Source organism: Azospirillum lipoferum (genome assembly GCF_024170005.1).
Lineage (GTDB): Bacteria > Pseudomonadota > Alphaproteobacteria > Azospirillales > Azospirillaceae > Azospirillum > Azospirillum lipoferum.
Genome location: NZ_JALJXJ010000004.1, coordinates 33,036 through 51,481, shown reverse-complemented (window position 1 = coordinate 51,481; position 18,446 = coordinate 33,036). Strand labels below are relative to the sequence as shown.

Genomic DNA, 18,446 nt, shown 5'->3' with positions numbered 1-18,446 from the left:
GTCACAATAAGAAAACAATTTCGAATTTCGAGGTTTCTCCGTCTGCATGCTTGGCAACAGGGCATGACACGCGGGGCGTCTCCAAACTCTCGGCAGCCCGCCACCGGTGGCGGGGCCTCAGCAAACGGCAGGAGCGACGATGCTTCCCAAGACTTTTTCCGATCGTAACGTCTGCGTCCTCGGGCTCGGCTATGTCGGCCTGACGCTGGCGGTGGCGATGGCGGACGCCGGCTTCCAGGTGCATGGGGTCGAGGTGCGGCAGGACGTGCTCGACAAGCTCGCCCAGGGCAACCCGCACTTCCACGAGCCGGGCCTGACGGAGAAGCTGCGCCACGTCATCGCGCGCGGACGGCTCACCTTCAGCCGCAATCAGGAGGATTGCGGCAAGGCCAGCGTCTTCATCATCACGGTCGGCACGCCGCTGAGCAAGAACGGCCGGGTCCGCACCGACATGATCGAGGCGGCGACCCGTCAGGTCGCCGCCAGCCTGCATGACGGCGACTTGGTCATCCTGCGCTCCACCGTGAAGCTGGGCACCACCCGCAACATCGTGGCGCCGATCCTGCGCGCCACCGGCAAGCAGTTCGACATCGCCTTCTGCCCGGAACGCACCCTGGAAGGCCAAGCACTGCTGGAACTGAACCAGCTGCCGCAGATCATCGGGGCGGAGAGCCTGGACGTCGCCACCCGTGCGGCGCAGATCTTCGGCTTCCTGACCCCGACCACCGTCAAGGTCTCCACCCTGGAGACGGCGGAGCTGATCAAGCTGGTCGACAACACCTACCGCGACGTCACCTTCGCCTTTTCCAACGAGATCGCCAAGCTGTGCAACGCCATGGAGATCTCGGCGGTCGAGGTGGCGCGTGCCGGCAAGCTTGGCTATCCGCGCACCAACCTGCCGCTGCCCGGTCCGGTCGGCGGCCCCTGCCTGGAGAAGGACCCCCACATCCTGATCGAGGCGGCGCGCGAGGTCGGGGTGGAGATGGCCATCACCGCCGCCGGCCGTCTGGTCAACGAAAGCCAGCCGGTCGAGGTCGCTGACTTCCTCGGAAAGCTCGCCAATTCGATGCAAGGCTTCCCGCAGGCGCCGACCATCAGCCTGATGGGCCTCGCCTTCAAGGGCCGGCCGGCGACCGACGACCTGCGCGGCACCATGGCCAAGCCGGTGCTGGAGGAACTGCGCCAGCGCTTCCCCACCGCCCGCCTGCGCGGCTTCGACGCGGTGGTGCGGCCGGACGACATCCGCTCCTTCGGGCTGGAGCCGGCGGCCAACATGGCCGAGGCGGTGTCCGGCGCCAATCTGGCGGTGATCCTGAACAACCACCCGGTCTTCACCTCCATGCCGCTGCCCGATCTGGCCCAGCGGATGGATCGTCCGGGCGTGATCTACGACTTCTGGAACAACTTCAACAGCCGCGATGTCGACCTGCCGGACGGCACCGCCTACGTGGCGCTCGGCAGCCATGGCGCCGCCCGTTACGCGCATGTGGCCTGAAGAAATCCGGGCGTGAAGGGCTTTGGCCAAGCGGTTTGGGAAGAGGAATTTGACCGATATGAAACACTATCTCGTCACCGGCGGCAGCGGCTTCATCGGCGCCGCCCTGGTCCACCGTCTGGTCCATGACGGCCACCGCGTCCGCGTGCTGGACGACAACTCGCGCGGTCATACCGGGCGGCTGGCCGGCGTGCTGGACGACGTGGAGTTCGTCCAGGGCGACATCCGCGACGCGGTCGCCGTGCGCGAGGCGGTGCGCGGCGTCGACGGCGTGCTGCATCTGGCCGCCGTCAACGGGACCAAGCATTTCTACGAGAAGCCGGAGGTGGTGCTGGACGTCGGCGTGCGCGGCATGCTGAACGTGCTGGACGCCTGCCGCGCCGACGGGGTGGGCGATCTGGTCGTCGCCTCCTCCTCCGAGGCCTACCAGACCCCGCCGATGGTGCCGACACCGGAGGACGTGCCGCTGGTGGTGCCGGACGTGCTGAACGCCCGCTACAGCTATGGCGGCTCCAAGCTGATCTCGGAGCTGCTGGCGGTCAACTGGGGCCGCAGCGGCTTCGACCGTGTGGCGATCTTCCGTCCGCACAATGTCTACGGCCCCGACATGGGCTGGGAACATGTGGTGCCGGAATTCTCCCGCCGCGCGGTGGAGGCGATCGCCGGCCACCCGAGCGGGGCGGTGCCCTTCAAGATCCAGGGCGACGGCCGCCAGACCCGCGCCTTCGTCCATATCGACGACGCCATCGACGGCATCGTGACGGTGATCGACAAGGGCGCGCATCTCGGCATCTACCATGTCGGCAACCCGGAGGAGGTCACCATCGCCGACCTCGCCCGCCAGACCGTCGCCTGCCTCGGCCGCGAGGCCCAGGTGCTCCCCGGCCCGGCCGCCCCTGGCGGCACCGACCGCCGTAGCCCCGACATCGCCAAGCTGACCGCGCTGGGCTTCACCCCGCGCATCCCGCTCTCCGCCGGCCTGCAGGGCGTGGTGGAGTGGTACGCCGAGCGTGCGCGGGCTGACCTGGGTCGCATGGGGCAGGCGGCGGAGTAGGGGGGAGGTGACGCGCAGTCACGTTCCCATGCGTCATCCCCGCAGAGGCGGGGATGACGGCCGATGAGGCATTCGTTCGCACGCAAGATCTCAAGGAGACGGCCCGCATGGACCGCAACAGCCGCATCTTCGTCGCCGGCCACCGGGGACTCGTCGGATCCGCCATTCTGCGGCGGCTGACCGAGGCCGGGCACACTGACCTCGTGATCCGCGACCGCTCGCAGCTCGACCTGACCGATCAGGCGGCGGTGCGCGCCTTCTTCGACCGCGAGGGCATCGATCAGGTGATCCTGGCCGCGGCGAAAGTGGGCGGCATCCTCGCCAACGACCGCTTCGGCGGCGATTTCATCCGCGACAACCTGCTGATCCAGAACAACGTCATCGACGCCGCCTGGCGCGCCGGCGTGAAGAAGCTCCTCTTCCTCGGCTCCTCCTGTCTCTACCCGAAGCATGCGGAACAGCCGATCAAGGAGGAGGCGCTGCTGTCCGGCCCGATGGAGCCGAGCAACAAGCCCTACGCCGTCGCCAAGATCGCCGGCATCACCATGTGCCAGGCCTACCGGCGCCAGTACGGCTTCAACGCGATCTGCGCCATGCCGTCGAATCTCTACGGCCCCGGCGACCATTTCGATCCGGAGACTTCGCACGCCCTGCCGGGCATGATCCGCCGCTTCCACGACGCCAGGATGGCGGGCGACCCGACGGTGACGCTGTGGGGCACCGGCAAGCCGCGGCGCGAGTTCCTCTATGTCGACGACATGGCGGACGCCTGCCTGCACCTGATGGACCATTACGACAGCGAGGAGATCATCAATGTCGGCCCCGGCGACGACATCGCCATCGCCGACCTCGCGGCACTGATCCGCGACACCGTCGGCTATGCCGGCACGCTGACCCACGACCTGAGCAAACCCGACGGCCACCCGCGCAAGCTGATGGACGTGTCGCGCCTGTTCGCCACCGGCTGGCGCCCGAAGGTGTCGCTGGAGGAGGGGCTGCGCCGCACCTACGACTGGTTCCTGGAGAATGCCGCTCCGGAGCGCCGCCCAGTCCCCAAGCAGGCAGCGGAGTAAAGCCCGATGCCGGACGATTCCATCCATCTGCGGCCGCCGGCCTTCGACCGGCCGGCTTCCAAGGCTTCAGCGGGCGCGCTGTCCCTGGCGGACGTGCCCGTGCCGGAAGAACTGCTGCTCGTGGCGCAGAGCTATTGGCCGGAACCGGCCGGCAGCGCGCCGATGATGACCGACCTCGCCACCGCCTTCGCGGCGGCCGGGGCCGAGACCACGGTGCTGACAGCGCGTCCCAACTATCCCGGCAACACGGTCTATGACGGCTACGCCGACGGGTCGCAGGACAGCAGGACGGTGGACGGGGTGCTGATCGAGCGTCTGCACACCATCCCGCCGGCCGGCGGCGGCATGAAGGCGCGGCTGATCCATGAGGGCGTGCTGCATGCCGGCTTCGCCGCCGCCCGCGCCCGCGGCCGGGTCGGGCGGCATGCCGCGGTGCTGTCGCTCTGCCCGTCGATCCTGTCGGTGGCCATCGCCAACCGCTTCAAGGCACCGGGCGGCCGCCACGTCGCCATCGTCCACGACATCCAGTCCGGCCTAGCCGGGGCGCTGGGGATGGGCGGCAAGGCGGCGGTCAAGGCGATCCGCGCCATGGAGCGCGCGGCGCTGAACCGCGCCGACGCCATCGTCGTCCTGTCGGAGCCGATGCGCGGCGTGCTGGAGGAGCTGGGCGTCACCCGGCCGATCCACGTGATCCCGCCCCATGTCGATGCCGACGCGGTCTATCCGCTGCCGCGCCCCGACCAGCCGCCGACCGCACTCTACAGCGGCGCCTTCGCCCGCAAGCAGGGGCTGGAGCAGGTGCTGGACATGGCGGGTCACTTGGCGGCGCTGATGCCGCAGGCCCGCATCAAGCTGCGCGGGCAGGGCGGGCTGGAGGAGGAGCTGAAGTCGCGCGCCCGCGCCATGGGGCTGGGCAACGTGATCTTCCAGCCGCTGGCGCCGAAGGACCAACTGAACGAAGCGATGGCGGAGGGCGACGTCCATCTGGTGCCCCAGCGGCCCGAGGGGGCGGCCTTCGCCATGCCCGGCAAGGCTGTGACCATCCTTGCCGCCGGCCGGCCCTTCGTCAGCACCTGCCTGCCCGGATCGGCGCTCGCCACGCTGGAGGCGCAGGTCGGCGCCTTCCTGTGCACCCCGCCGGAAGAGCCCCGCGCCATGGCCGAGGCGGTGGCATCCCTGCTGTCGGACCCCGCCCGCGCCACCGCCATGGGCCGCCGCGGCCGGGCCTGGGTGGAGGCGAACGCCACCCGCGCCGTGGCGCTCGACCGCTACGCCCGCCTTCTGTTGGGAGACGCAGCATGAAGAAGCCCGCGCTGGTCTTCAGTTGGGAGATGTTCGGCCCCTACCACATGGACCGGCTGGAAGCGGTCGGCCGCCGGCTGGGCCATGTCTATGATGTGATCGGGCTGGAGGTTGGGTCGAAGTCGCACACCTATGCCTGGGATTCGACCGGGTCGGGCCAGAATTTCCGCAAGATCACCCTGTTTCCCGGCCAGTCGAAGGCCGACCTGTCGAAGGCCGCGGTCTACCGCGCCCTGCTGCGCGAATGCCGGCGCGCCGACGCGCGCTATGTCTTCCTCTGCCATTACGAGGACCCGGACGTCTTCGCGCTAGCCCTGACCATGCGGCTGATGGGGCGCAAGGTCATCAACATGAACGCGTCGAAGTACGACGACAAGCCGCGCATCCTGTGGCGCGAGATGGTCAAGAGCGTCTTCTACTCCCCTTATCAGGCCGGGATCGGCGGAAGTCACCGCACGGTGGATTACTTCCGCCTGCTGGGACTGCCGAAGGACAGACTCTATATCGGGTATGACACGCTGTCGCTGGACCGCATCCGTCGGCTGTCCGGTATGGAGCCGGCCCCTGGGGGAGTACCCTTCGCCGACCGCCACTTCACCATCATCGCGCGCTTCGTCCCGAAGAAGAACTTGTTCCGGGCGGTCGAAGCCTACGACATTTACCGGCGGCTGGCCGGTCCGGCCGCCCGCCCGCTGCACCTCTGCGGGTCCGGTCCGCTGGAGGCGGAATTGCGGGCCGAGGTGACGCGGCGCGGGCTGGACGGGTCGATCATCTTCCGCGGCTTCCTTCAGGAGAAGGGGATCGCCGAGACGCTGGGGTCGACGCTCTGCCTGCTTCTGCCGTCGCTGGAGGAGCAGTTCGGGCTGGTGGTGAACGAGGCGCTCGCCATGGGCGTTCCGACCATCCTGTCCGACCAGTGCGGGGCGCGCGACGTGCTGATCCGCAGCGGGTTGAACGGCCACATCGTGGAGCCGGACAACCCCGAGGGGCTGGCGCGCTACATGCTGTCGGTGGCGGGGGACGAGGACGAATGGCGCCGCCTGAGCCTGAACGGGCGGCCCTTCCAGGCGTTGGCCGACGCCAGCTTCTTCGCCCTGTCGGTGGAGAAGGCCGTGGTGGCGCTGGGCGGCCCCAAGGCGGAGCGCAGCGCGGACACGGACTATGTGTCCGACTATTCCGCCGACCCGGAGGGTGGCCAGCACGGCCGGTCGACCGGAGCGGCATTGACCGGGAGTTGACGATGGAACGGAACGCGCGCACCCATGTGGTCGTCTCCGGGCGCCTGCCGCCGCCGGTGGACGGGATGAGCCGGGTGACGGCCCTGGTGCTGGAGCGTCTGCAGGACCGCATGCGGGGGCGCGGCCGCGTGGAGGTCGCCGACCTGTCGCCCGGCTGGAACGGTGGCGGCGCCGCCTATCATCTGCGCAAGATGACGCGGGTGTTCGGCGCCATCGGCCGGCTCGCCGCGGGACTGCGCAAGCCCGACCGCCGCTTCTACATGCCGGTGGATTCGGGTTGGGGCGCGCTCTACACCGCAGCATTGGCCGGGACCGCGCGGCTGTTCGGCTATGAACGGGTGCTGCACCATCACTCCTTCGCCACCATAGCCAAGCCGACCTGGCGGATGCGGCTGCTGACCCGCATCGCCGGCAGCGACTGCACCCATGTGCTGCTGTGCCCGGCGATGCAGATGCGTTTTCAGTCGGTCTATCCGGCGGCGCGCAGCTGCATGACCATGTCGAACGCCATCTTCTCCGTTCCGGACGCCGCCCCGCGCCCGCGACGCGACGGTCCGCTGCGCATCGGTCACCTGTCGAACCTGTGCAGCGAGAAGGGGTTGGACACGCTGTTCGCCCTGCTGCGCGCCCTTCAGATCGAGGGGGTGGACACCAGGCTGGTGCTGGCCGGTCCGGGGCTGAAACCGAAGGACAACGCGATGATCGCCGCCGGGCTGATGGCCTTCGACGGGGCGGTGGAGTATCACGGCCCGGTCCACGGCGAGGCCAAGGATGCCTTCTACCGCGACATCGACGTCTTCGTCTTCCCAACCCGTTACCGCAACGAGGCGCAACCGCTGGTGCTGTTCGAGGCGATGGCCGCCGGTGTTCCGGTTCTGGCCTATGAGCGGGGTTGCATCGGTTCCGACATCCCGGCCGACGGGCTGGTGCCGCAGAATGCCGACTTCGTGAAGGCGGCGCTGCCGATCCTGGCCGCCTGGGCCGACGACCGCGAGGCGCTCGCCGCCGCCTCGGCCCAGACGCTGACCCGCGCGCGTGTCGCCTACGAGACCAGTCGCACCGGCCTGGACCTGCTGCTCGACCGCATCGCCGGCCCGCATCCGGCAGCCGCGGCGGCCGCCGTGCCGGCCAAGCGCCGCGTGGCGGGGTAGGGGGGAGGCAACGGGGGAGGAGGTGCTACGCCCCACCCCCCGGCGGCATCCCCAATGGCAATGCCGTTTCGAACTTGATTTCCTTCAGGGCGAAGTTGGAGCGGATGCGGACCTGAAAGGGCAGCTGGAAGACGAACTCCTCCAGAAAGCGGTTGTAATCGGCGATCGCCCGCACCGCGACCCGTAGCAGATAGTCCGCATCGCCCGACACCGCGTAGCATTCCAGCACTTCCGGCCGCCTGCGCACCGCGTCGATGAAGACGGCGGCGGTTTCGGCCGAATGATGGTCCAGCGTCACATGGGCGAAGACGCATTCGCCGACCGACGCCGCTTTCGGATCGACCAGCGCCGTGTAGCGCCGGATCACCCCGGTTTCCTCCAGCGACTTCAGACGGCGCCAGCAGGAGGACGGCGAGGTGCCGACGCGGTCGGCCAGCTCCTGCACCGTCAGGCGCGAATCCTCCTGCAAGGCAACCAGGATTCTGATGTCGATTTCCGATAGGACGGCGGACAACGGAAAATTTCTCCGATCCTAGTGGCTTAGAAGGGAAATCCTGCCAAAATCATAGGTGCACCTGCCCCACTTTGAAAGCTATTTCCACCGACAGTCCGGCATACTGATCGCAGAATGAACCAAGGGAGAGGCGATCATGGCCGACATGTGGGAAAACCCGATGAAGACCGACGGGTTCGAGTTCATTGAATTCACCGCACCCGACACGGTGGCGCTGGGCCGCCTGTTCGAGCAGCTGGGCTTCACCGCCATCGCCCGCCACCGGTCCAAGGATGTGACGCTCTACCGCCAGGGCGATGTGAACTTCATCGTCAATGCCGAACCGTCGGGCTTTCCGCGCAACTTCGCCGCCCAGCACGGCCCGTCGATCTGTGCCATCGCCTTCCGTGTCGCCGATGCCGCCTTCGCCTACCGCCGCGCGGTGGACCTCGGGGCTTGGGGTGTGGAGAACCGCGTCGGCGCGATGGAGCTGAACATCCCCGCCATCAAGGGCATCGGCGATTCGCTGATCTACCTCGTCGACCGCTATGGCGAGCGCGGCAGCATCTATGAGGTCGATTTCGTGCCGCTGCCGGGGGTGGACCAGCATCCGATGGGCGCCGGCCTGACCTACATCGACCATCTCACCCACAACGTCCACACCGGGCGGATGGAGGAGTGGGCCGACTTCTACACCCGCCTGTTCGGCTTCCGCGAAATCCGCTATTTCGACATCGAAGGCAAGCTGACCGGCCTGCGGTCGAAGGCGATGACCAGCCCCTGCGGCAAGATCCGCATTCCGATCAACGAGTCAGCCGACAACAAGTCGCAGATCGTCGAATATCTGCGCGACTACAAGGGCGAGGGCATCCAGCACGTGGCGCTCGGCACCAGCGACATCATCCACACGGTGGAGACGATGCGCGGCATGGGCACGCCGTTCCAGGACACGCCCGACACCTATTACGAACGCATCGACAGCCGCGTTCCCGGCCACAACCAGGACCTGAAGCGCCTTCAGGCCAACCGCATCCTGGTCGACGGGGCTCCGACCGAGGGCCAGGGACTGCTGCTGCAGATCTTCACCCAGAACGTCATCGGTCCGATCTTCTTCGAGATCATCCAGCGCATCGGCAACGAGGGCTTCGGCGAGGGCAACTTCAAGGCCCTGTTCGAATCCATCGAACTCGACCAGATCCGCCGCGGCGTGCTGAGCGAGGATGCCGCCTGACGCCTGACCGCTAGGCGATTTTGCTGGCAAGGTTCCGAACGCCGTCCGGTCGCAGCGCCGGGCGGCGTTTTCGCGTTCAAAAAGCCCATTTTGGTTATAATTTCCATAATAATGCTTATGCGCTTCAGCTTTGTAAGCGCAATGTCAGAATGTCAGTCCCTCGCAACATAGAACTGTCAGTCTTCCGTCAGGTTCCTTGTCATCTCGTCATCAGGCAAAAGGGAATGGCCCGGCGAACGTCCCGATAGGCACTGTATGGGTAATGAGGTCTCTGCCGGCTGTCCAATGGTGAAGGAGAAAGGCAGGTGGCTCGATATGGGAGGCCGGGACCGCATCGGGCTGAAGGCGGAGCGCGATGGCTGTGGTCGTGCTCGGTGCCGTGCAGAGCAGCGTGCCCCCGAATCGCAATTGCATGAACCGGTGAATATGCCCGCACACGATCCGCTCGACGGCAGGATATTTCCCGACGATGGCGGCAAGCCGTTCGCCTCTTCTGCAGCAATACTCGTCAATGTAGGGGATTCCGCTGAGGAAGGGATGCTGATGCATCATGATGATGGTGGGCCGGGCCGGTTCCGATGCCAGCGCCTCCTCCAGCCAAGCCGCGGCGGCGTCATCCATGTCCCCATGGTGGTGGCCAGGGATGGTCACATCCAGTCCGATCACCCGGACGGGACCACGGTCTCGAACGTTGAAATGGAGCGGCCCCGTTGCGGGCAGGTAATCGTGATGGGCGAAGCTTGACCGGAAAGCCTCGCGTTCGTCGTGATTGCCGGGAATGAGCAGCAGTGGCGGCTGGAGTTCTCCAAGCAGTTCCCGTGCGACGGCATACTCGGCCATCGTTCCCCCATCCACCACGTCACCGCTCAGAAGCACAAGGTCGGGCCGGGGCGTCAGGCGGTTGATCTGTTCAACCGCCGTCCGGAACATCCCGTTCGAGTCCGCAACTCCCTGATAGAGAACGCCATGCGGTTGCAGATGCGGGTCCGACAGCTGTGCAATGATCATGGTGCGCCATTCCCAGGCATCGGATGATGCTTGAGCCAAGCACGCATCCCCATGACCTGTCCAATGGCAAGCTTGCTGGTGATGATGAGGGCCAGGACCGGCATGCCATATGCCCTATCCGTCCGCCGGCGCTCACTCCGGACGGGCGGGCGCGTGGACTGGACGCGGAATCGAGGCTCCCGGTTCCATTCGTCCGGTGTGATGCGGTGACGGCGCTCGGGACGGCTGTCCGCAAGTCGACACTCCCAAAAAGACAGCCTGCGCTCCTTCATCTACAAACATGCTGGCGAACAGAAACCGCAAAGCCCGAGTCAGCCGGGCAAAAACTGCCGGTCAAATTCTGCCGCTTCTGCCGAAGAGGCGGAGTTTCATTTTTCACTGATTCGCCTAAAAAACAATCGTCCGTTTTTTGTCTCATTCATGCCACGGGAAACCCCCTCATTCATAATTTCCTAACCATAAGTGTTAGTACCCGATTAAGGCTAACAGACGAGCCTGCGGAACGAGGCGATACCCATAAAGCGGAGTTCCAAAATGGCTACCACCAATACCGACGGCACGATCCAGGTCACCTTCGCGGTCAATGCCTGGGGCACGGCGGCCGGCGGAAAATGGCCGCATTTTCAACTGCTTCTGGACGGCACCAGCATCGGTGACGCCACCGTTTCCTCCGCCACCCAGTCGCGTTACGTCTTCACCGCCAACGTGCCGGCCGACAAGGCGCACGCGCTGCAGCTGGTCTATGACAACGACGATACGGTTAACGGCGTGGACCGCAACCTGTTCGTCAAGTCGTTCGAGGTGAACGGCAAGACCATCCTGTCGATCGATCCGTCGGTCAAGTACGACACCGGCAAGGTTGACGGCCTGAACGTCATCGCCGGCCAGACCGAGATGTATTGGCCGGGCGCGCTGAACGTGCCGCTGCCCGCCACCCTGTTCCCGTCGGTCGCCACGGCGCCGAGCGCCGAGACGGCCGCCACCATGACCACGATCATCAAGGTCAGCGCCTATGGCATCAGCGCCGCCGGCCAGGCCCCGCACTTCAAGCTGCTGGTCGACGATCAGGTGGTCGGCGACGCCTGGGTCAGCGCGACCTCGCCCACTGATTACACCTTTACCGCCAAGGTGGACCCGAACGAGGCCCACAAGATCCAGATCTGGTACGACAACGACGCCACGGTGAACGGCGTCGACCGCAACCTGTTCGTCAAGTCGATCAACATCGACGGTCAGACCATCGCGTCGACCTCCGACATGGCCTCCTACGACAAGGGCCCGGTAGACGGCAAATTCGTCGTCGCCGGCCAGGAAGGCCTCTATTGGGGCGGCGCCCTGACCTTCGGCGTGCCGGAGGAATATTTCGGCGGCGCCTATGTCCCGCCTCCCCCGCCGCCGCCGAGCAAGTCGGTGGACATCGTCGTCAATGCCTCCGGCACCTCGGCCGGCGGACAGGCGGCGCATTTCAAGCTGCTGGTCGACGGGCAGGTGATCGGCGACGCCAAGGCGACCGCCACCACCGCCGGCTACAAGTTCACCACCGACATCGACCCGACCAAGGCCCATTCGGTCCAGGTCTGGTACGACAACGACGCCACCATCAACGGCGTCGACCGCAACCTGTTCGTCAAGTCGGTCTCCATCAACGGCCACACCGTCGCCGTCACCGACAGCATCGTCACCTATGACAAGGGTGCGGTCGACGGAAAGGACGTGGTCAAGGGCCAGGAAGGCCTCTATTGGGGCGGCGCTCTGAACATCAAGGCCGGCACCGACCTGTTCAGCGACACGCCCTCCACCGGGACGCCGATCCCGACCCCGCCGACCAAGCCGGCCTTCTACGTCGCCACCAACGGCAAGGACAGCTGGTCGGGCAAGCTGGCGGCCCCGAATGCCGACGGCACCGACGGTCCCTTCGCCAGCCTGGAGAAGGCGCAGGCCGCCATGCGGGCCAACCCGACCATCGACACCACCTATATCCGCGGCGGCGAGTACCACCTGACCAAGACGCTAGAGCTGACTTCGCTCGACAACGGCCACAGCTTCCAGAACTATCCGGGCGAGAAGCCGATCCTGAGCGGCGGCGAAGTGGTGAAGAGCTTCACCAGCGAGGGCAACGGCCTCTATTCGGCCAAGCTCGGCACGGCCAGCAACCTCGACCTGATCGTCGGCGACGTGCGCCAGCATCTGGCCGAGAAGTTCGCCTATGACGCCTCCGACGTCACCAGCGGCTGGCACTTCGCCGACGCAGCCTCGGGGGGCCCCAGCGGCTGGTCCATCCGCTCGCACGGCACCGACGTGACCAGCGCCGATATCCAGCCGGGCACGCTCATCCAGATCATGGATGCCGAGCGGCTGGGCGACACGCTGGGCACCATCGCCAGCTTCAACGCCTCCACCCGCACCATCATGCTGAAGAACGGCGCCTCCCTGCCCTTCGCGGAAGGCACCACCTACAAGCTGCTGAACAACGCCTCCTACGTCGATCAGGCGGGCGAGTTCGCCTGGCGGACGAGCGACGGCGCGCTGCTCTACAAGGCGGCCAGCTCCGGCTTCGCCTCCACCGGCGTGGAGGTGCCGCGGCTGGGCACGCTGGTCCGCCTCAACGGCGCCAGCGACGTCACCATCGACGGGCTGACCTTCAAGAACACCACCACCGGCGGCAACGCGCTCGACCTGCTGAAGGCCAGCGGCAACCACATCAGCGACAACAGCTTCCTGAACGTCGGCACCGCCATCCATCTGGGATCCGGCTCGTCCAACAACCAGATCGCCCACAACACGCTGAACCATCTGGCGGAGAACGGCATCGAGATGGACGGCCGCAGCAACGGCAACAGCATCTATGGCAACACGATCAGCAACATCGGCGAAGTGCACAAGGCGGTGGCCGGGATCATCGGCACCGGGGTGGACAACAACCTGATCTCTAACAACGACATCGACCACAGCGCCCGCTATGGCATCTCGTTCAAGGATTACGGCGGCACCACCAACACGGTGAACCACAACAACGTCATCCAGTTCAACAACATCTCCTACACCGGTTTGGAGACCGCCGACGGCGGCGCCATCGAGATCCTGGGCCGGTCCAGCGTCGACACCGGCATGATCATCCAGGGCAACCGGATCGAGCATGCCAACGGCCTCGCCACCAGCAACCAGGACACCTGGCTGCCCGGCCAGAAGGGCTTCGGCATCTATCTGGACGACATGGCCGGCGGCATCACCGTCAAGGACAACTTCATCAAGGACGCCGACTGGGCTTCGGTGCAGATCCATGGCGGCGACAACAACGTGGTGACCAACAATTTCTCGGTCATCGCCAGCAACAAGGAAGACTTCATCCGCATCGAATGGCAGCCGGTGCACGGCACGGCCGGCGACCCGCACAACAACACGATCACCAAGAACGTGGTGATGGGCACCCTGCCGCTGGACGACTACACCGAGCTGCTGAGCGCCAACGACTTCGTCATCGACAACAACCTCGTCTACAACGTGCCGAAATACGGCGACCATGACGTGATCGGCAAGCCGATGTTCAACAACGCCTATTGGGGCGACTATTCGCTCCAGGCCTCCTCGCCGGCCTTCGCCATGGGCATTCACGACCTCGCCTGGGCGAAGATGGGGGCTGACGGCGTCGCCGCGGTCGGGCTGGAACATTTCTGGGACGGCGTCTGATCGCCGGTACCGATAGACGATCCTGATAGCCGGCGCATCGGGGGTACGCCCTCGATGAGCCGGCCCCTGTCGTGGGCGGAGCCTGTTTTGCTCGAAGGTCGAGCAACGGAGGCTCCGCCCACATGCATTTCGGCAACCCATTCCCAAGACGGCGTGAGCGCCAGGCGCAAGCGCAATCGGCGCAGCCTTGCCCCCTGCTTGGCGTCGGTGCTGCAGCGCACCATATGCATGCGGCATCCCGCCGCAGACGGAGCGGGGCGCATTCCCATTCCAGATTGGACGGACCGAGACAGTTTCCGATGACGCAAGCGACGTGGACCGCAGGAGCCGTGGCGAAGACCCTGGGGGCCAGCCTCCTGCTGTGGACCGCCTGTTGTATGACGGTACCCGCCCTGGCCCAAGGAGCACAGGACGACAGGAAGCCCAAGTTCGGCCCGGACGCCCTGCCGATCACCCGCTCCGCCGATTTCGTCCGCACCACGCCGGCACCGGATTACTGGGCGCTCAGCCCCTATTACGTGCCGCAGACGACCGGCGCCTCCTGCTCGGTGGCCAGCGTGGTGATGATGCTGAACGCGCTGCGCGGGCTGCCGGGGCTGGCGTCGGAACGGCTGGTGACCGCCAAGCAGCTGCTCGACCGGCTGGACGACGACCATTGGCGCGAGGCGACCGACGACGATGGCGAAGGCATCTCCTTCGGCGAGCTGATCGCCTATGTCCGCCGCAGCCTGAGCGCCTACGGCATCGACGCCGAGGTGGAGGTCTGGCGCCCGCGCGACACCTCCCCCGCCACGCTGGCGGAGCTGCGCCGCATCCTGTCCGACAACGAGCGCAACGCCGACGATATCATCCTGCTGGCCTTCGATCAGGGCACGCTGACCGGGGACGTCGGCCTCGGTCACATCGCCCCGCTGGGCGCCTATGACGCGGCCAACAGGCGCGCGCTGGTGATGGACCCCGACCGGACATGGTACGTCCCCTACTGGACCAGCGACGCCCGGCTGCTGGAGGCCATGCTGAAGCCGGACCACGCCGACCCCGAGGGCAGCGGGTTGATCCGCGTCCGCGGCCGCCGGGTTTCAGGCTAAGCCCCCTCTACTTCACCTCCTGGCTGGTCAGGTCGGAGGGGTTCTGCGACCGGGTCGGCTCGTTCGGCTGGTCCGGTTCGCTCGCCCACTGGTTCGGGCGAGGCACCGGGTTGCCGTTCAGGTCAGGCGGCGCCCGGCGCACGTCGGCGAGCGCCTGCTGCAATTCCTGGCTGCCGGTCGCAGCGGAGCTGGACGGGTTCGGCGGCTTGGTGCCCTGGGCCGTGGGATGCGGATCCTGGCTCTGCTGGACCTTGCCGTCGCGGGCGAGCGCGTCGCCGGCGGACTCCTTCGATCCGGACTCGACAGCTGCTGCCCCTGGCTGGTCGGCTCCGGGCTGCTGCTGGCTCTGCTGCTGATCCGGCTGCTGCGCCGTGGCGCCGAGCAACGGCAGGCCGGACAGGAGCCCCGACAGCAGCAGGGCGGCGGCGATCTTGCGCATGGCGCATCCTTTCTTTTGAGCAGTCGGGCCTTTCGGGGAAAGCCGTTGGAGTCCGAAACGCGGCGGCACCAAACCGCCGCGGGCGCGTTGTACCGGAGACAGAGTCCGGCTTCGGCCGTCCGGTCCCAGCCCATCAGGAACACCGACAATGCCAAGCGAGTTCCCGTCCTCCGCCACCTCACCACCGACCTCCACGGCCTCGCCGCCCGACCGCGCCGAACGGCGCAGCGTCGGCGTGGTGGTGGAGCGGCGGCGCGTCGACAATCCCTGGATCGAGGCCTGCTGGCAGCCGGTGATGCTGGTCCCGGCCGACCCCACCCTGCCCGACTGGAGCGTGCTGGCCGAGGGGCCGGACTGGACCCGCCATTATGCCGGCACCGCCGAGATCGCCCTGTTCCCGACCGAGGCCGAGAACTACAAGCACAACCTCGACGGCGGCAGCCCCAGCGCCTACGTCATCCTGCGGCCGGGCGGCCCGGCACCGGGGGTGCGGCTGCTGGCGGTCACCGCCGACCCCGGCGAGATCGATGCCCATGCCGAAGCCGGCGACGACGTGATCGAGGCGCTGCCGCTGCCGATCCCGCTGGTCCTGTGGATGGACGGCTTCGTCGCCCGCCACCATGTCGAGCGCCCCTTCCACAAACGCAAACGCGACCGTGCCGATCCGGAAGCCCTGGCACAGCACCGCAGGACCGGACTGCCGCAGGGACCGGCACGGCATGGCTGAGCGGGAGGAGGAGGAAGGCTTCCTCGGCCGCTGGTCGCGAATGAAGCGCGAGGCGCGGGCAGAGGAGCCGGCCGCTTCGCTGGTGCCGAAGCCGGAGCCGATGGAAACGGCCGAGACGGAGGTGGTGGAGGAGGCGCCGGAACTGCCCCCGCTGGATAGTCTGGGTTCCGACAGCGACTACACCGGCTTTCTCCGCCGCGAGGTGCCGGCGGAACTGCGCCGTGAGGCTCTGCGCAAGGCTTGGGTGAGCGATCCGGTCATCGCCGGCTTCCGCGGCTTTGCCGAATATGACTGGGACTACAACGCGCCGGGCTATGGCGCCCTGCGGCCCACCGACGACATCGCCCGCCTGCTCGAGGCCGTGCTGCCGGATGAGAAGCGGGAGGAGGAAGAGACGGTTGAGGAGGAGATGGTGGTGGCTGGGCAGGTGCCTGACACCGCCACCACTTGCCCCCACCCCGACCCTCCCCCGCTGGGCGGAGGAGGGAGATTGGCAGCTGAGTTGAAAGAGGAACAGAGTTCCCTCCCCCGCCCAGCGGGGGAGGGTTAGGGTGGGGGTCTAACCACGCACAAACACGCTCAAATACAGCGCCCCCCATCCACCTCCAGGCACACGCCGGTCAGAAAGTTCCCCTCGTCGGAGCACAGGTAGAGCGCCGCGTTGGCGATGTCCCCCGGCGTCGACAAACGCCCCAGCGGGATGCTGCTGAGGAACTGTTCGCGGCGTTCCGGCGTGTCCTGCCCCATGAAGCGGTGGAGCATGCCGGTCTCGCCGGCGACGGGGGCGATGGCGCAGACCCGGACATTGTCGGATGCCAGCTCCGCCGCCATCGACTTGGTGAGCGTGATGACGGCGCCCTTGGAGCCGTTGTACCAGGTCAGGTTCGGCCGCGGCCGCAGCCCGGCGGTGGAGGCGATGTTCAGGATCACGCCGCCGCCCTGGGCGCGGAACACCGGCACGGCGTGGATGGCGCTGTGATAGATCGACTTCACGTTGACGGCATAGATGCGGTCGAAGGTGGCCTCGTCCACGTCCAGCATCGAGCCATAGCGGTGGGTGTAGCCGGCATTGTTGACCAGGATGTCGAGCCGCCCGAACTCGCCGAGTGCTGCAGAGACGATGGCCTCGTAATCCTCGCCCACCGCGACGTCGGCGCGGACGGCCAAGGCCGTCTCCCCCAGGCTGTCGGCGACGCGGCCGGCGGCGGCCTCGTCCAGGTCGGCGACGATGACGCGGGCTCCTTCGGCGGCGAAGCGGCGGGCGATGCCCTCGCCGAAGCCCGATCCCCCGCCGGTGACGACGGCGACCTTGTCAGACAAACGCATGAGCGGTTCCTTCCCGGCTGTGCGCGGCCGTTGGGCGCGTGGACTCCGTTCAACAGGAAACCGGCACCATCGGCCGCATCGTGAACACGGCGAAGAAAGCATGATAGCGCGAAGCCGCCCGCTGGGGCAGCCGCCATCATCCGCTACATCATTTTGGAGAGATATAGGAGAGAATGGCGCGAGTGACGGGACTTGAACCCGCGGCCTCCGGCGTGACAGGCCGGCGCTCTAACCAACTGAGCTACACCCGCGCGATGGCTCCCGGTGCTGGACTCGAACCAGCGACAAGCGGATTAACAGTCCGCTGCTCTACCAACTGAGCTAACCGGGAACGGAGGCCCGCCTTATATGGCCGATGACGAATCCTGGCAAGCGGAAAAAAGCAAAGCTCAGCATTTTTTCCGGAAGAGGCCGATTTCGCGCCCTGCGCCTGTGACAAGGCACACCAACCGCAGCCATTGGTTGCCGGCGGACAGGCTTGCTCTTGACAGTTCGAGGCATCTCAGGCTTTTTCTCGCCCTCCCCTCCCCACCATTGCCGCAGGCCCCGATGTCCGAGGTCGTCCCCTTCGCCGCCGCCCGCGAGGCGCTGCTCGCGCGCCTGACCGAACAGCTGCCGCCCTCGTCGGAATGGGCGGGCCGGCTGATGCTGATGCCGGAGGGGCGCCGGGTGGAACCGATGCCGGCGGCCGACGCGGTGGACTCGCTGCGCGCCTTCCGCGCCGGTCTGGGCGAGGCGATCGGCGCCGCCGCCTGCTCGGTCGGCGGGGTGTGGGTCGGGCGGGAGGATTGCCTGGATTGGGACGGGCTGCTTGCGCCGCTGGCGGTCGCCGCCGCCTATGTGGTCGGCCGTACCCAGTCGGCCGGCGGCTTTGCCGCCGAGCTGTTCCGCTGCAAGGATGCGTTGGCGGGATGGGGCGTGCGCGGCCTGCGCGGCGAACCGGCGGTGGCCCGCGCCGCCGGTTATGCCGTGGTGTCGGTCAGCCGGCGCCTGGACGACAACGAGATTGTGCTGGACCGGGTGATGGACACCTTCGCCTTCGTCATGCGCAGCCTGGGCGAACCGACGGTGGCGAGTGCGGACATGGACCGCCGGCTGGTCAAGCGGGCGGTGCCGCTGCGGCGATAAGGGGGG

The 18,446-nt window shown here is 67.0% G+C and carries 16 protein-coding genes and 2 tRNA genes; 12 read left to right on the top strand and 6 right to left on the bottom strand.

Features of this window, described 5'->3' with window-relative positions; translation table 11 throughout:
- The first annotated feature begins 139 nt into the window (after positions 1-139).
- The 6 genes from J2848_RS10335 (at position 140) to J2848_RS10310 (ending at position 7,313) form a co-directional block, all read left to right on the top strand.
- Positions 140-1,495: a nucleotide sugar dehydrogenase gene (locus J2848_RS10335; protein ID WP_149230939.1), complete on the top strand. Its 1,356-nt coding sequence runs from the start codon at positions 140-142 to the stop codon at positions 1,493-1,495.
- Positions 1,496-1,553: 58 nt separating this feature from the next.
- Positions 1,554-2,549, top strand: a complete 996-nt coding sequence (locus tag J2848_RS10330) for an NAD-dependent epimerase/dehydratase family protein (protein WP_149230938.1) — start codon at positions 1,554-1,556, stop codon at positions 2,547-2,549.
- Between the two features lie 107 nt (positions 2,550-2,656).
- On the top strand, positions 2,657-3,622 hold the full coding sequence (locus J2848_RS10325) for a GDP-L-fucose synthase family protein (protein WP_149230937.1): 966 nt from the start codon (positions 2,657-2,659) through the stop codon (positions 3,620-3,622).
- Positions 3,623-3,628: 6 nt separating this feature from the next.
- Positions 3,629-4,924, top strand: coding sequence for a glycosyltransferase family 4 protein (locus J2848_RS10320; protein WP_149230936.1), 1,296 nt, complete (start codon positions 3,629-3,631; stop codon positions 4,922-4,924).
- Positions 4,921-6,162, top strand: a complete 1,242-nt coding sequence (locus J2848_RS10315; protein ID WP_149230935.1) for a glycosyltransferase family 4 protein — start codon at positions 4,921-4,923, stop codon at positions 6,160-6,162. The genes J2848_RS10320 and J2848_RS10315 overlap by 4 nt, the downstream gene beginning before the upstream one ends.
- A 2-nt stretch (positions 6,163-6,164) precedes the next feature.
- On the top strand, positions 6,165-7,313 hold the full coding sequence (locus J2848_RS10310) for a glycosyltransferase family 4 protein (RefSeq protein ID WP_149230934.1): 1,149 nt from the start codon (positions 6,165-6,167) through the stop codon (positions 7,311-7,313).
- Between the two features lie 25 nt (positions 7,314-7,338).
- On the opposite strand, the gene J2848_RS10305 is transcribed toward J2848_RS10310, so the two are convergent.
- Positions 7,339-7,827 (bottom strand): Lrp/AsnC family transcriptional regulator, encoded by a 489-nt coding sequence (locus J2848_RS10305; protein WP_149230933.1) that lies wholly within the window; start codon positions 7,825-7,827, stop codon positions 7,339-7,341.
- A 136-nt stretch (positions 7,828-7,963) separates the two neighbouring features.
- Here J2848_RS10305 and hppD point away from each other — a divergent pair, with 136 nt between their 5' ends.
- Entirely contained in the window at positions 7,964-9,037 is a 1,074-nt protein-coding gene (hppD, locus tag J2848_RS10300) for a 4-hydroxyphenylpyruvate dioxygenase (RefSeq protein WP_149230932.1), read from the top strand.
- A 210-nt stretch (positions 9,038-9,247) separates the two neighbouring features.
- Here the strand turns inward: hppD and J2848_RS10295 are convergent, their stop codons facing one another.
- Positions 9,248-10,045 (bottom strand): phosphodiesterase, encoded by a 798-nt coding sequence (locus tag J2848_RS10295; protein ID WP_149230931.1) that lies wholly within the window; start codon positions 10,043-10,045, stop codon positions 9,248-9,250.
- Positions 10,046-10,579: 534 nt separating this feature from the next.
- Here J2848_RS10295 and J2848_RS10290 point away from each other — a divergent pair.
- Together J2848_RS10290 and J2848_RS10285 are read left to right on the top strand one after the other, a co-directional pair.
- On the top strand, positions 10,580-13,732 hold the full coding sequence (locus tag J2848_RS10290; protein ID WP_149230930.1) for a carbohydrate-binding domain-containing protein: 3,153 nt from the start codon (positions 10,580-10,582) through the stop codon (positions 13,730-13,732).
- Positions 13,733-14,031: 299 nt separating this feature from the next.
- Positions 14,032-14,820, top strand: coding sequence for a phytochelatin synthase family protein (locus tag J2848_RS10285; RefSeq protein ID WP_246193789.1), 789 nt, complete (start codon positions 14,032-14,034; stop codon positions 14,818-14,820).
- Between the two features lie 7 nt (positions 14,821-14,827).
- Here J2848_RS10285 and J2848_RS10280 read toward each other — a convergent pair whose 3' ends face one another.
- Positions 14,828-15,259 (bottom strand): hypothetical protein, encoded by a 432-nt coding sequence (locus tag J2848_RS10280; protein WP_149230928.1) that lies wholly within the window; start codon positions 15,257-15,259, stop codon positions 14,828-14,830.
- 148 nt (positions 15,260-15,407) lie between these two features.
- Here J2848_RS10280 and J2848_RS10275 point away from each other — a divergent pair, with 148 nt between their 5' ends.
- Both J2848_RS10275 and J2848_RS10270 read left to right on the top strand, forming a co-directional pair.
- Positions 15,408-15,986: a DUF3305 domain-containing protein gene (locus J2848_RS10275; protein ID WP_149230927.1), complete on the top strand. Its 579-nt coding sequence runs from the start codon at positions 15,408-15,410 to the stop codon at positions 15,984-15,986.
- Entirely contained in the window at positions 15,979-16,536 is a 558-nt protein-coding gene (locus J2848_RS10270; RefSeq protein ID WP_170307017.1) for a DUF3306 domain-containing protein, read from the top strand. Before J2848_RS10275 ends, J2848_RS10270 begins: the two co-directional genes overlap by 8 nt.
- Positions 16,537-16,565: 29 nt before the next feature.
- Here the strand turns inward: J2848_RS10270 and J2848_RS10265 are convergent, their stop codons facing one another.
- From J2848_RS10265 to J2848_RS10255, 3 genes are all read right to left on the bottom strand, one after another.
- Positions 16,566-17,312, bottom strand: coding sequence for a glucose 1-dehydrogenase (locus J2848_RS10265; RefSeq protein WP_149230925.1), 747 nt, complete (start codon positions 17,310-17,312; stop codon positions 16,566-16,568).
- A 174-nt stretch (positions 17,313-17,486) separates the two neighbouring features.
- Positions 17,487-17,563, bottom strand: a tRNA-Asp gene (locus J2848_RS10260).
- A 4-nt stretch (positions 17,564-17,567) separates the two neighbouring features.
- A tRNA-Asn gene (locus tag J2848_RS10255) sits at positions 17,568-17,643 on the bottom strand.
- A 218-nt stretch (positions 17,644-17,861) separates the two neighbouring features.
- Here J2848_RS10255 and J2848_RS10250 point away from each other — a divergent pair.
- A complete protein-coding gene (locus tag J2848_RS10250; RefSeq protein ID WP_246193788.1) occupies positions 17,862-18,440 on the top strand; it encodes a hypothetical protein in 579 nt (192 codons plus the stop codon).
- Positions 18,441-18,446 lie beyond the last annotated feature (6 nt).